The 13,294-nt window shown below is 52.4% G+C and carries 11 protein-coding genes; 1 reads left to right on the top strand and 10 read right to left on the bottom strand.

Annotation, left to right across the window (positions count from 1 at the left end):
* Positions 1–161: 161 nt before the first annotated feature.
* From bioD to bioB, 4 genes are read right to left on the bottom strand one after another with little or no spacing between them, the layout of a single operon-like run.
* Complete coding sequence (bioD, locus tag L2712_RS12365) at positions 162–884, bottom strand: dethiobiotin synthase (RefSeq protein ID WP_248977951.1); 723 nt, start codon at positions 882–884, stop codon at positions 162–164.
* Between the two features lie 15 nt (positions 885–899).
* Complete coding sequence (locus L2712_RS12360) at positions 900–1,703, bottom strand: methyltransferase domain-containing protein (RefSeq protein ID WP_248977950.1); 804 nt, start codon at positions 1,701–1,703, stop codon at positions 900–902.
* Between the two features lie 3 nt (positions 1,704–1,706).
* Positions 1,707–2,888, bottom strand: a complete 1,182-nt coding sequence (locus L2712_RS12355) for an aminotransferase class I/II-fold pyridoxal phosphate-dependent enzyme (RefSeq protein WP_248977949.1) — start codon at positions 2,886–2,888, stop codon at positions 1,707–1,709.
* Between the two features lie 37 nt (positions 2,889–2,925).
* Complete coding sequence (bioB, locus tag L2712_RS12350) at positions 2,926–3,978, bottom strand: biotin synthase BioB (RefSeq protein ID WP_033538260.1); 1,053 nt, start codon at positions 3,976–3,978, stop codon at positions 2,926–2,928.
* A 149-nt stretch (positions 3,979–4,127) separates the two neighbouring features.
* On the opposite strand from bioB, the gene bioA reads away from it, so the two are divergent.
* The gene (gene bioA / locus L2712_RS12345) at positions 4,128–5,456 is read left to right on the top strand and encodes an adenosylmethionine--8-amino-7-oxononanoate transaminase (RefSeq protein ID WP_248977948.1); all 1,329 of its coding nucleotides are present in this window, start codon (positions 4,128–4,130) and stop codon (positions 5,454–5,456) included.
* Between the two features lie 139 nt (positions 5,457–5,595).
* Here bioA and oleD read toward each other — a convergent pair whose 3' ends face one another.
* From oleD to L2712_RS12315, 6 genes are all read right to left on the bottom strand, one after another.
* Complete coding sequence (oleD, locus tag L2712_RS12340; RefSeq protein ID WP_248977997.1) at positions 5,596–6,696, bottom strand: 2-alkyl-3-oxoalkanoate reductase; 1,101 nt, start codon at positions 6,694–6,696, stop codon at positions 5,596–5,598.
* Between the two features lie 12 nt (positions 6,697–6,708).
* On the bottom strand, positions 6,709–8,400 hold the full coding sequence (oleC, locus tag L2712_RS12335) for an olefin beta-lactone synthetase (protein WP_248977947.1): 1,692 nt from the start codon (positions 8,398–8,400) through the stop codon (positions 6,709–6,711).
* A gap of 21 nt (positions 8,401–8,421) precedes the next feature.
* Positions 8,422–9,294: an alpha/beta fold hydrolase gene (locus tag L2712_RS12330; RefSeq protein WP_033538256.1), complete on the bottom strand. Its 873-nt coding sequence runs from the start codon at positions 9,292–9,294 to the stop codon at positions 8,422–8,424.
* An 89-nt stretch (positions 9,295–9,383) separates the two neighbouring features.
* Positions 9,384–10,433 (bottom strand): 3-oxoacyl-ACP synthase III, encoded by a 1,050-nt coding sequence (locus tag L2712_RS12325; protein ID WP_033538255.1) that lies wholly within the window; start codon positions 10,431–10,433, stop codon positions 9,384–9,386.
* A 238-nt stretch (positions 10,434–10,671) separates the two neighbouring features.
* The gene (locus L2712_RS12320; protein WP_248977946.1) at positions 10,672–11,907 is read right to left on the bottom strand and encodes a methyltransferase; all 1,236 of its coding nucleotides are present in this window, start codon (positions 11,905–11,907) and stop codon (positions 10,672–10,674) included.
* 107 nt (positions 11,908–12,014) lie between these two features.
* The gene (locus L2712_RS12315) at positions 12,015–13,172 is read right to left on the bottom strand and encodes a chemotaxis protein (protein ID WP_248977945.1); all 1,158 of its coding nucleotides are present in this window, start codon (positions 13,170–13,172) and stop codon (positions 12,015–12,017) included.
* Positions 13,173–13,294: the final 122 nt, after the last annotated feature.

Genomic DNA, 13,294 nt, shown 5'->3' with positions numbered 1-13,294 from the left:
GAGTTCAAGGGGGGAATCATAAAAAATTTTTCAGGCAGTGGGATTGAGAGTGTATCCACGCCTAAAAGTGTAGATCTTGATGTGGAGTCTAGAAGCCCCGTATTAAGCGAATCTTAAATTTAAGGGCTTTAAAAAGATAAGCCGTTAATCTTTATTAATAATTACTCAACTGACGCTGATTCAGGCGATAACTTGCTCAAATCAAGATATTGCGCAGCGTTCTCGGCGTTAGATTCTGCTAGATAAGGGATTATACCTAAACAGGGTGCCTGCATTATCGTCGTGAGTGTCGATAGATTATCACTGGTCACATCCATATGAGGATCGACACAATTTGCTACCCAGCCCGCAATCTTCACGCCGTCATTAAGGATAGCTTCTTGGGTTAACAAGGCGTGATTGAGACAACCCAGCTTGACGCCAACCACTAAGATCACAGGCATATCAAGTTGCGACACCACATAGGAGAGAAAGCCTTGAGGATTGATCTTACCTGCTTGCCTCAGATTTTCGTTTAGGGGCAGACGCCAACCACCAGCTCCTTCAACCAGAGCAAAATCCACATCCATCAAAGGTAGCGACGCTAAATGCTCAGCGACCGTCTGAGCATCAAGGTTTACCCCAAGCTGCTTAGCCGCAATATGGGGCGCAATCGCAGGTTCAAAGGCAAAAGGATTCACTTGTGTATAATCCAGGCGCACACTCGAGTGTTCCATTAAAGCCAAGGCATCAGGATTTCTAAGTCCCTCTGTGGTCAACTCGCAACCTGACGCAATGGGCTTAACGCCTAGCGTGCTGCCCTGCTGCTTGGCAAGATACAACAAGGATGAGGCGACCAATGTCTTACCACTGTCGGTATCGGTTCCGGCGATAAAATAGCGCATAACAGCTTTCCTCAGCTAACCTTTGCGGCTGGCATGAATAAATAAGATTTTATAAGTCAGCGGGATACCTTGTGGCTGACGCAAACCCTCTGCAATCGCCTTTAGCGCCTGCCAATCTTTACGTCCCCGAAGCTGCGACTGTGTCTGCTGCGCAGCGCCATCTACAGCTGCCGAAGCCCCAACGCCTTTGATGGAGTAAAGCAAGGATTTCAGCTCGTCGAAATGCACCTGTAGGGACTCTACGACGCCACTTTCCACTTGCCAATTAGCCTCATCGAAGCAGCTAAGAAGCGAATCGGGCTCGGCAAAGGGATTGACTCTCAACCCCAGAGTTTGCAATTCTGGCAGACTGCCATCGACCACTATGGCAAGATGACACTGGCCTTCAGCGCGCACTACTCGGGTAAGCTCTGTGACAACACTGTCAAAGTCGCGGCACCACTGCAGGGCTAAGTTTGAGTAGAGCGTATCGATACAGGCATCTTGCAAGGGCAGTGCCTGAGCATCGGCGCATAGGGCGCCATAATGGGGAAATCTTGCCTGCATCTGTGACAGCATGCCAGGTGCGATATCCAGACCTATCACCTGGGTATTGTTTGAGCTATCGTCAAAAGCAGTGCCCGGGCCACACCCCAGATCCAACAAACGCCCTTGAGGCGTGATCTTAGTTAGCAATCTGGCCGCGCTTTGACGCTGCAAGAGATCGTGGCGCTGATACTGGCTTGCCGCCTGGGAAAATTGCCGCGCTATCTTATCGGCGCAGCTGACCCCAGCTTGGGCAGAAAACTCGACTGCTGTACTCACAAGTCTACTACTCACTAATTAGGCATCCTTTGGCTTATCTGTTACGCCTTGCTCCCTCAACACGAGATTAAGCTGTTTCACCAAGGCATCGATATCGGCCCGGCTATGATTAACATTGAGGGTGATCCTCAACCTGGCGCTGCCCTGAGGCACTGTGGGCGGTCTGATGGCGCCCACCCAAAATCCGGCGGCTTTAAGATTAGCATTCACCTCAGATAGGGTGTCGATGGCGCCAACCACCAAAGGCTGAATAGGAGTCTCGCTGCCGAGCAGCTCGATACCTTGCTGCTGACAAGCATAGCGAAAATAATCGACCACCTGTTTCAATCGCTCACGCAGCTGAGTATCTCGTCCCACTCGCAGCACCGCCTGCTTTGCCACGTAGGCATTAGCCGGCGACAAGGCGGTAGAATAGATATAGTCTCGGGCATGGGCTACCAGGAAATCAATACAGGTGCGAGAGCCTAAAATGGCCGCCCCTTGGCAGCCGAGCGCCTTGCCAAAGGTGACGATTTGAATATCACAGCAAGCGGCAGTCATCGCCTGTCCAGTGCCAAGTGGCAAGACCCCAAAACCATGGGCATCATCGACGATCAACCAGGCGTCATTCGCCTTAGCCAAGTCATACAGGGCTTGAACAGGCGCCTGATCGCCATCCATGCTAAACACGCTTTCTGTGACGACAGCGACAGGCTGATGCTTTTGCACCAGACGCTGAGCCGCCGCTAAATCGTTATGGGCAAATCGCCTAAGCTCGGCGCCGCTCTCTAATAAGCCATCGATAAGGGAGGCGTGGATTAGCTTATCGGCTACCACTACCGCCTCTTTATCAAATAACGTCTTCATTAGGGCGCTGTTAGCACTAAAGCCACTGCTAAAGAGTAAGGCCGCCTCATGTCCTGTGTCCTCACACAAGGCCTGCTCTAACTCATAGTGTGCCTGACTATAGCCGGTCACCAGTGGCGAAGCGCCGCTGCCCACACCATAACGCCTAGCTCCCTCTGCCAACGCCGCGATCAAATCGGGAGACTGACTCAGCCCCAGATAATCATTGCTGGCAAAGTTACGCTTAAGTTCCTGCTCATGAGTTATCAGACCAGGCGATTGGGCCGTTTGGCTCAGCAGCTTTCGTTGCCTGAGCAACCCCCTGGCCTCGGCGGCCTGCATCTTAGTGAGGATCTTATGATCGAGTCTGGTCATGGCTCTGATTCATGCCTCTGATAAGGGTTCTGGGCGACTATAGCGCCGCTGCGTCATAGAAAGCTTGGCTTGCTTTGTCTTTAACCGCTTGAGCCTTGGCAAACACCGCCTTCTCCTCTTCCACCGTTGCCGCCTGGCCCTGCTCAGGATGCAGTCCGAGACGCTTAAACAGCGTCATATCTTCATTCTCTTCAGGGTTACTCGTGGTCAACAGCTTACAGCCGTAGAAGATAGAATTGGCACCAGCAAAGAAACACATGGCTTGCAGCTCATCGGTCATCTTTTCACGTCCAGCCGACAGACGTACGCGAGAAAGCGGCATCACAATACGGGCCACGGCGATGGTACGCACAAATTCCAGCGGGTCGAGATCGTCCAGATTCTCAAATGGGGTACCGGCAACCTTAACCAACATATTAATGGGCACAGACTCGGGATGCTTCTCCATATTCGCCAGCTGTTGCAACAGTCCGGCGCGATCACTCGCCTGCTCGCCCATGCCCACGATACCACCCGAGCACACCTTCATGCCCGCCGCGCGCACATTGTCCAGGGTATTGAGTCTGTCCTGATAGGTTCGTGTAGTAATGATATCGCCATAATATTCTGGCGAGGTATCCAGATTATGGTTGTAGTAATCAAGACCAGCGTCGGCCAGCTCTTTTGCCTGAGAGGGAGACAGCATACCCAAGGTCATGCAGGTCTCCATACCCATCGCCTTCACTTCGCTGACCATATCCTTAAGGTAAGGCATGTCACGCTCATGGGGATTACGCCACGCGGCACCCATACAGAAACGTGAAGCGCCAGCAGCCTTGGCGGCTTTCGCCTCGGTGAGCACTTTCTCAATTTCGATAAGACGTTCTTTTTCGAGCCCGGTATCGTAGCGGGCGCTCTGAGGGCAATACTTACAATCTTCCGGGCAAGCGCCAGTCTTGATCGACAAAAGACGTGAGATCTGTACTTCGTTCGGGTCGAAGTGCTGGCGATGAATGCTATGGGCTTTAAACAGCAGATCATTCATAGGTAGCGCGAAAAGCGCTTCAATTTCATCACGTTGCCAGTCATGACGTAAGACTAATTCGGACATTATTTACCAACCCTCACCTTGCAATTTTTACGTCGAAACCATCAACTCCGACGACATTTATGTTGCTTAGCATACCCTTAGGTCTTAATCTGTCAACGCCAACCAGTTTAATTGGTTTACTAATGATTAAAATTTAACCATGGAGTTTTATGTCTTCACTCACCCCCATAGATCACCAATTTGACAAAGAGCATATCTGGCACCCTTATACCTCTATGACCCAGGCACTACCCGCCTATGGTGTGGTGTCTGCCAGTGGTTGTGAACTGACCCTGGAAGATGGCAGTAAGCTCGTCGACGGCACCAGCTCCTGGTGGGCCTGTGTCCATGGTTACAGTCATCCCGATATCCTAGAGGCGATGCAAAAGCAGCTATCGACCCTAAGTCATGTAATGTTTGGCGGTATCACCCACCACAGCGCCATCGAGGTGAGTAAGAAGCTGTTGGCCATGACCAGCGACAATTTGACTAAGGTGTTTCTGGCCGACTCAGGCTCCATTGCTGTCGAAGTGGCGATGAAGATGGCACTGCAATATTGGCAAGGGCGTAATGCACCGCGTAAGCAAGGTATTCTAACGGTTAAGCAGGGCTACCATGGTGACACCTTTGCCGCCATGAGCGTGTGCGATCCCGAAGGCGGCATGCACACCATGTTTGGCGAAGCGGTAACAAAGCAGTTATTTGCACCCGCCCCCAAGACCCCCTTTGGCGAACCACTGCAAGATGGCGATCTCGAGGCAATGGAAGCACTGCTAGAGACCCATCACGAGACAACAGCGGCGGTGATCATCGAACCCATTATGCAAGGCGCCGGCGCTATGCATTTCTATAGCGCCGACTACCTTAAAGGGCTGCGCGCCCTGTGCGATCGCTTCAAGGTGTTGTTGATCTTAGATGAAATCGCCACCGGCTTTGGCCGCACCGGCAAGCTGTTTGCCTACCAACATGCCGATATTCAAGCCGATATTCTCTGTCTGGGTAAGGCGCTAACCGGAGGCTATATCTCGCTGGCGGCGACCCTGTGTAGCGACGAGGTAGCACTAGGGATCAGCGACTCGCCATCTGGCGTCTTTATGCATGGCCCCACCTTTATGGGCAACCCTTTAGCCTGCGCCGCGGCCTGCGCCAGCCTGGATCTGATCGCCAAAAACCGTTGGCAAGATCAGGTCGCAGCCATCCAGACTCAGATGAAACAACAGCTCTCACCAGCGCGTGAGATTAAGGGAGTAAAAGCGGTGCGCTGTTTAGGCGCCGTCGGCGTGATTGAGATGGAAAACAGTGTCAATACCGGTAAACTGCAGCAGGCCTTCGTCGAGCGCGGAGTGTGGATCCGTCCCTTCTCAAAGTTTATCTACATCATGCCACCTTACACCATCAGCGAGACCCAGCTCAGTCGACTCACCCAAGCCATGCTTGAAGTCGCCGCCTTAGCTGGCGCCCAGACAAGTGAAGCTGCAGATTTTATCAGCCACGGTTAACCTCAACTTGGCCCATCGAGACATTAGTCAAAGATGGGCCCAATGAGATCTTATAAGGCATTTAGCGCCGCTTTGCGGCCAAAGAAGGAGCCTGACGGAAGGTCAAGCATTACAGACGACAGGTCAATTGCGTACCTGGTTAAACCTGCCCAGTCTTAACCAACCAGGCTTTAAGGTGAACCATCCCCTCGTCGATAGAGACGAGCGGCTGATAACCAAGATCTTGCTTTGCGGCCGAGATATCAAAATAGTGGCTGGTAGAGAGCTGTCTGGCGACAAAACGCGTCATAATCGGCTCCTCGCGCTTACCCAGCAAACCGTAAAGGCCCTCGAGCACTGCGCCCGCCAAGTAAGCAAGCGCAACCGGCACCCGTTTATTGACCTGTGGCAGCGCCGCACAGGCCAAGATCTTATTGAGCATCGCCGCCATGGTGATAGGCTCATCGTTACTCAAGAAGTAACATTTCCCCGCGCAGCGTTCCGGGTCGCGCTTTAAGGTCAGCGCCGCCAAGATATGCGCATAGGCAGCGTTACCGACATAGATGGTATCAACCCGTTTGTCCTCTTTACCCACCAGTTTCAACTTGCCCGCGCGGGCCCTGGCGATCACTCTGGGCACCAAGTGTGGATCTTCCGGCCCCCAGATAAGATGAGGTCGAAGGGAGACGGTTTTAAGCTGGCCACCGCCGGATAATGGCGAACCGTTGGCGGCCGTGACATGCTGCTCGGCAATCGCCTTAGACTCACCATAATAATTCAAAAAACGACTGGCATAGGGCGCACTTTCATCTATGCCCGACTCATCCTCACCGGCAAAGGTAACGCTGGGCGTACTGGTATAGACAACACTTTGAATCCCCAAGCTTTGACTGGCCTTGAGTATATTGTCACAGCCTTGCACATTAGGGCCAAAGTAACTCTGTTTGCTGCCCCAAACCCCCGCCTTAGAGGCCACATGGAACACCAGATCGCAACCTGCCATGGCGCTGGTTAGCGCCTTAAGATCGCAGATATCACCGCTGATCATACGCACGCCCATGGCCTCAAGCTCGGGATACGCTCCTCTGGCAAAGCCAGTGACTTGAATACCCGCGGCGCAAAGGCGCTGACATATCGCCTTGCCCAGAAAGCCGCCGGCTCCCGTGACGAAGGCGTGACGGCAGTGAGTGGCAAGCTGGCTGAGCGCCTCCTGCTCTTTTGCATCCAGACTTAGTTGGTCGGCCAAACTCTGATGTGTCATGGTCACGCCAGACTACTCCTTGTATGTTGACTGGGCCCATATCGCGAGTTTTTCTCTAAAGATTTTCGCGTTATGGCGGATATCCACCGGAAAGCCCGGATGAATAAGAAATCGGCTGATCCCTTGAGTTTGCTCGTGGGCCTCACCAATCAGCCTCAGCTCGGTATAGAGTGCGGCCGCATTGCTGCAGCTTAGTCCCTGTTTCAGCTCCAAACAGATGAGTGGCGCTACTTCTCCCCTAACCTTAATGCCGACCAGGGCCGAACGCTTAATATCGCTATGGGTGTTGTAGATGCGCTCACAGGGAATGGAATAGTAACTTTTAGGCTTGCCTTCTAGATAGCAATCAACCCTATGGGCCTTACGACCACACATCCACAGGCGCCCTTGACTGTCTAAATAGCCCAGATCCCCCATGCGGTGATAGTGCCGTCCCTGCTCGTCGAAAATCTTGGCTTCTCGAGTGGCCTTATCACGGCGATAGTAGCTAGGGCTCACCATGGGCCCTCGCACCACTATCTCACCTATCTGGCCGGTTGGCAGACAAAGATCCGGTGACCAAGTGGGGATCTCGGCTTCATCTATGGCGATGATGTTAATTTCTACGCCGGAAATGGGCATGCCGACACAGATCCCGCCGCCATTGTCGGTAACCTCTGTTGTCTCAAACAGGGCCTTGCTGCCGATCATGCTAAGCGGCAATGACTCGGTCGCCCCATAGGAGTTAAGTACCGGGGCCTCGGCATTTAGCATCTGGCTAAAACGTTTAATCGAGGCGATAGTCGCCGGCGCACCGGCCGAGATCACCCGCCTCAAACTAGTTAACTTGAGCTGAGTGCTGCGGGCCTCAGCTGCCTGTCCCAAACGCTCAATTAGCGCAGGATTAACAAACATATTGCTGCACTGATAACGGTCAATCGCCGTAAATATATAATCAGGATTGGCGGTAATGGGCTTGCTGGCATCCATGTCCGGCACGATAGAGGCCATCCCCAACGCTGGCCCAAACAGGGAGAACAGCGGAAAGGTCGCTAAATCCCGCTCACCGGGCGCAATTTGATAGTCGGTTTTTAAGGCGCTTATTTGCGCCTCAAACATGCGATGTGAATAGACAACCCCTTTTGGGGTTCCTGTACTGCCACTGGTAAATAAGATGGCGCACATCTCATCATCATCTAGCTGCGCCATAGTAAAGCGCCCTTTCGAGGCGCCCATAGCGGCGAGCTGTTTCAGGTTGGTACCGCCCCACAGGGCGCTGCCGCCAACGGTCACTAAACGGGTCAGGCTAGCCTTACCCCAGCCAAACAGGCGTCTGGCCAAATGAGCTTTAGGGATACCGATAAAGGCATCGGGCTCAGCCTCTTCAAAACATTGCTTAAGGTTTTTAACCCCCATGCCGGGATCCACCAAGATAGGGATAATCCCCGCCTTAAACAGGGCAAATGTCAGGGCAAAAAACTCAAGGCTGGGGGTAACCATCAATACAGCCTTATCACCGCGCTTAATGCCGTAGGCGTTAAGCCCATGGGCTAAGGTATCGCTCATCTCATCGAGCTGAGCAAAATTAAGCTCTTGATAACTCAGCTGTTTGGTAAATAAACCTCTAGCCTGCTGCACGGCAACCGCCAATTGCTCAGGTAAGGTCTCGGCGGCGTGATGAAGATGACGGCACAGATTCGCGCCCGCTTGAATACCCTGTGACATATTGGCCAACCTTATCTTGAGTTACTGCGCCATGAATTTTTGCACCTGGGGCACCACTTGCTCGCTGGCGTCTTCCAGAATGTAGTGACCACAATCGGCAAACTCGTGCACTTCGGCGTTGGGGAAACGGCGCTTCCACTCATCGAGGAAATGCTTGTCGAATACGAAGTCTTTCAATCCCCAGCAGATCAGCATAGGTAGTTGGCTAAAGTTAGACAGTTTATCGCTGATCTCGTTTACCAATTCGTAGTTACGATCCCCAGGTTTTAACGGGATATCCTGCACGAAGCGCAAGGTTGAGATACGATTAGCCCATGAGTTAAATGGCGCGACATAGGCCTCGCGAATAGGCTTAGGCATAGGCGCACGTTTCACGCCCACGTATGAAGCTATCGAAGAAAAAGCATTAAAACCGCGCACCAACACTGTGCCTAACAAGGTGTTACGGCAGATCCACAGCGCCCAGGGAAAAGGCTTAGCCTCAGGCAGATGAAAAGCGCCGGTATTGAGCACCACCAGCTTCTTAATCCGCTCAGGGTAACGCGCCGCAAAGCCCATGCCTATCATGCCGCCCCAGTCATGGACGATCAGGGTGATATTCTCTTTCACTTCGAGATGATCCAGCAGTGCTTCCAGATCGTCGATACGATTCTTCAGGGTATAGTCATAACCGACATCGTCAGGCTTATCGGACAAACCACAACCAATATGATCTGGCACTATGCACTGGTGCGTCGGACTAAGGCTTGAGATCAGATTGCGATAATAAAATGACCAGCTGGGGTTGCCGTGCACCATGACCACAGGCTCACCTTGGCCTTCATTGACATAATGCAACTTATGGCCATTACGATCTAAGTAATTGCGCTTAAACGGAAATAGCGAATCGAGCATGGAGGTTCCTGTTTTAATTATTCTTCGCCAGGCGCCGCCTTAGGGCGCCGCCAATATGCAATGCTATAGGGAATGATACGAAAAAGGCACTACCACTTGAGGCCGAGCATCATGCAGTTGAGTCCACTGCCGATCCCCAGAAAACTTACCTGATCGCCCTTACGCAAAAAGCCCTGATCGTGTGCCATCGCCGCAGTAACAGGCAAAGATACTGTGCCCATATTGCCCAGCAACTGATAGGTAGGAAACTCTTTCTCTTGCGGGATATTCAGCGCGCTCAATACCTGTTTACGGTTTGATGCACCAACCTGATGACAGATCACCTTGTCCACCTGTTCCACCAGCCAGTTACGCTGCTCAAGGAAATGTTCCCAGGTGTGTCTTGCCAGCTCGACGCCCTCTTTTAACAGCGCCACGCCGTCGGTACGCATAAACTCGCGATACAGCTGAGTGCCCGCCTCCTGTAATCCCCACTGACAGAGATTATGATGTTCGGGCGCCGAAAGATGACTCGCACCTAACAGCTGATGCTGACGCTCACCTTTTAGCGGCAGGCTGCCATCGGTCAAGAGCACGGCCACCGCGCCCGAACCACCGGTTAGGGTTGCCAGCGACTGAGCATAGTTTTGCATGGTGGGCTCGGCGAGCATGTTATCTATGGTGATATCGACAATGTGACGCGCCGATTCACAAGAGACCACTAGGCCAGCTTTAATCTGCCCAAGTTCGATGCGATTGGCGATGTCGAGAATACCAGAAAGTACGCCCAGACAGGCGTTACTGATGTCATAGATAGCCGTGTCTTTAGACACTCCCAGCTCGGCCGCGATACGACAAGCGGTTGCAGGCTCATGTTGATCGCGACAAACGCCGGTATACACCACGGCGCCGAGATCACTGACACTGATCCCCGTCTCCTCGATAGACTTGTGAGCCGCCGCCAGAGCGCCATCAGACAATCTATGGCCCTTGGGCCACCAACGACGCTCATGAATCCCCGTTAAGGCAGCAAGTTGCCCCATAGGGATCCTAAACTTTTGGTACAAGGGAGCTAATCGAGACTCTAACTCTGAAGTCGAAACCACTTCAGGTGCTAGCTCATAGGCCAGACTATTTATAAAAACGCGAGAATATTTCATGAAACCGTTCTGTTTCGCTCATTATATCGGCACTTATTTGGCCAATTTTTATCATTCAGTGTTAACCCGCCATTTGAGCAAGAAACGGCGCATGATTCAATAAAAAACGGCCATAGGGCGGCTTTTTTAGACATAATTAACGAAATTATCCCAAAGACGCCACGCTTTGATCCGTCATGCAAAGTTTCAGAAAAAAACGGCTGGTCACAAATTAAACGTTAAAAGGACAAAAACACCATTAAGGCAAATTGGCCAAAATAAGCGCATTTCTGGGAGTCAGATTCAGATCGCAAAACCGGGTTAACTCCACCTCATACCCCTGCTCTTGCAAAAAGTTCACCTTGTCGAGCAGCAGCCAGGCTTCAAGACTTTCACGAAACAGATGGGCCACCAGGTCAATTCGCCTGGTCAAACGTTGACGGGCAAGCCCTCGGGCCAGATAGATCTCTTCATCCCACTGGACTGGTAAATCGACCTGCTTTTGCGCCGCAGCCCAGAGACAAAACGCCTTGAAGCTACCACTTAGCTGGCTCTGCTTCAGCGCGGGAATAGGCAGATAATGCGCAGCCCCCCTCACATCACGCTGTAAGCTATCAAACCCTAGACGCCAAGCCACCTCTTGCAAACGCAGCGCCCTCGCCTTAGGGTTTGCGATCACCGAACGTTGTAGCGGCAATTGCAGATCGTGCTTACTGAGCCTCAATTTGCTTGCCTGACCTAAACCAGAGAGCGCTTGATAATGGCTATGGGGGATCAGGTGGTAGCAACAAGGCGCTACCGCCAGCGCGCGGGTCCCCGCCTTGGCGGCGCCGCGCAGCAAGCTGAGGTGAAGCTCACCGCAGGCATGGAGCGCCACGGCATGTTGTTCGGCCTTAAGCAGTCGCTGAGCCTCGCCAGATAAGGCATCACCGCATACAAACCTCTGTGGTAGCTGCCACTGGCTGGCAAACTGCTGGCCGGCGTCACATAGGCTCTGCTGCCACTCCAGGCTCACGACTGAACTTGCCTTGCACTTTGCCAAGAGTCGTCCCAGGTGCCCCTTGCCGGCGCACCACTCGAGTACCTCATGGTCTCCTGAGTTCACCCTACTGGCAAAGGCAAGGATCTGCTGCCACTTGCGCCCCTTGATATGGGCGCTAAAGTGGCCCAGATCACTCTCATCGAGCTCAACATCTTTCGCTGATGACACTTGGCTGCCCGCCCGTGCGCTTTCACTCATCAATGCTAGGGGCCATGAGCATCCGCGGGCGGTGAGATCTTCAGCCAATGCCGGAATTAAGCGCTCGTTAAGGGCTTCACTGTCACTGTCCAGCCCATCGAGCTCATCGTCTGCAATTTGCCATACCAAGTCTGCAAGGCGAGGAAATTCCGCCTGCCAGGGCAAGTCATCAGCCTCGAAGGCCTTAACCTGCCACAATGCCCTGCTGTCTGTCAGCAGACTATCTAAGGCGGTAAACGCTTGTGCATACGACATCTGAGTTCCTTAACAAAAAACGCCGGTTAACAAAGACCGGCGCCCATAAATTGTAAACTAGCTTGGTCGCCAATCACAGCCTAGAGCATGTTAGCGTTACGAAAAGCTTAGCTTTGTGGCTGTTTCAGCGCCATCCGCTTACCCAGCCAAACCCCTAATCCCAGGGGAGCAAAGAAACAAACCACAAAAAACAGCACCAGATAGAGAATTAGACTCTTAAGGGTTTTAGTCAGCTCTTGAAACGCCAGCTCAACCGCATGTTGACTGATGGTATCAAGATCGGCCGCCGCCGCGACTCGCTGCCGATCCACCATCTCTTCCAGCGCCAACCGTTCCTGCTTAACCATCTGCGCTAATGCCTGACGCTCAATAGACAGCTTGGCTAACTTGTCATCGGTTGATTCGCTAAGCTGCGCGAGCAAAGGGGACAGCTCACGACGCAGATCCACCGCCAGCGCTTGCATCATCTCAGGACTTTGTGCCATCAACTGCTGAAACTTGGCCGAGGTGTCACTGATGCTCTGCAGGGTGTGCTGGACTGTCTCAGGGTTAATGTTGGCATGGAGCGCGTATAATTCAGCCTTCCAGCCCAATATTTTCGGGGTCTGCTCGGCAATCATCGCCATACGATCCGATACATCGCTCATCACCTCAGGTACAGTGCCGAAAGTGGTCACCGCCTCAAACTCGTTAATCTTGCGATAGGCTAGCCAGTCATTAAAGGCTGAGTGTCTTGCAAAGGTTAGATCGTTAATCGGATTTTTCGCCACATAGTCTTTGATAAAACCCTGATATTTCTCAAATTCAGTCGGCGTCACAAAACCTTTTACCGAACGTTCAAAATCGGCCTGCAGCACCTTGCTCACTTCGATGGCGATCCCTTGCTGCTCACCAAAGAGCGACTGACCGGCACCGCTGTCGAAAAACGCGCTCATCTGCGCCGTCAGCGTCCAGGTATCCACCATGGCGGCAATGGGTGAGGCCTGAAAAATCGCCCGCTGCAGCGCCTGTTCACTGTTGATCTTCCACATCAGGGTATTGGATTTGATCGTTAGCTGATCGCCCTGAGCCTGAGCTATTTGATCAGCCCCCTGCTCCACCTTGGCATAGAAGGTATGACTAAAGTCGCGGCTAAAGACACGCATGTTGAGCTGTGCCTGAGGCAAGGGCTCAATACCGCTTTCTAGCTTAACTTCTAATAATGAACAGGCCGATAAACTCAACATACCGATCACCAGTAGGACAGCTTTGTATCTCAGCCCCATAACAACACCCCACAAAATTTCACAAACAATTGAATTTAAACAATTAAATGATGAATGCTAACAGTTGTACCTGCAAGGCTCCAGCGGCAGACCAAGGTTGAATCACGGCACTAGCTACTTTA

It is taken from the genome of Shewanella marisflavi, assembly GCF_023283925.1.
GTDB classification, from domain to species: domain Bacteria; phylum Pseudomonadota; class Gammaproteobacteria; order Enterobacterales; family Shewanellaceae; genus Shewanella; species Shewanella marisflavi.
The sequence above is the reverse complement of the archived record's forward strand: the minus strand, read 5'-3'. Positions and strand labels throughout refer to the sequence as shown.

Bases quoted from the DNA above. Each gene is read 5' to 3' on its own strand.
- bioD (WP_248977951.1), bottom strand. From the start codon at position 884: ATGCGCTATTTTATCGCCGGAACCGATACCGACAGTGGTAAGACATTG.
- L2712_RS12355 (WP_248977949.1), bottom strand. From the start codon at position 2,888: ATGACCAGACTCGATCATAAGATCCTCACTAAGATGCAGGCCGCCGAG.
- bioB (WP_033538260.1), bottom strand. From the start codon at position 3,978: ATGTCCGAATTAGTCTTACGTCATGACTGGCAACGTGATGAAATTGAA.
- bioA (WP_248977948.1), top strand. From the start codon at position 4,128: ATGTCTTCACTCACCCCCATAGATCACCAATTTGACAAAGAGCATATC.
- oleD (WP_248977997.1), bottom strand. From the start codon at position 6,696: ATGACACATCAGAGTTTGGCCGACCAACTAAGTCTGGATGCAAAAGAG.
- oleC (WP_248977947.1), bottom strand. From the start codon at position 8,400: ATGTCACAGGGTATTCAAGCGGGCGCGAATCTGTGCCGTCATCTTCAT.
- L2712_RS12330 (WP_033538256.1), bottom strand. From the start codon at position 9,294: ATGCTCGATTCGCTATTTCCGTTTAAGCGCAATTACTTAGATCGTAAT.
- L2712_RS12325 (WP_033538255.1), bottom strand. From the start codon at position 10,433: ATGAAATATTCTCGCGTTTTTATAAATAGTCTGGCCTATGAGCTAGCA.
- L2712_RS12320 (WP_248977946.1), bottom strand. From the start codon at position 11,907: ATGTCGTATGCACAAGCGTTTACCGCCTTAGATAGTCTGCTGACAGAC.
- L2712_RS12315 (WP_248977945.1), bottom strand. From the start codon at position 13,172: ATGGGGCTGAGATACAAAGCTGTCCTACTGGTGATCGGTATGTTGAGT.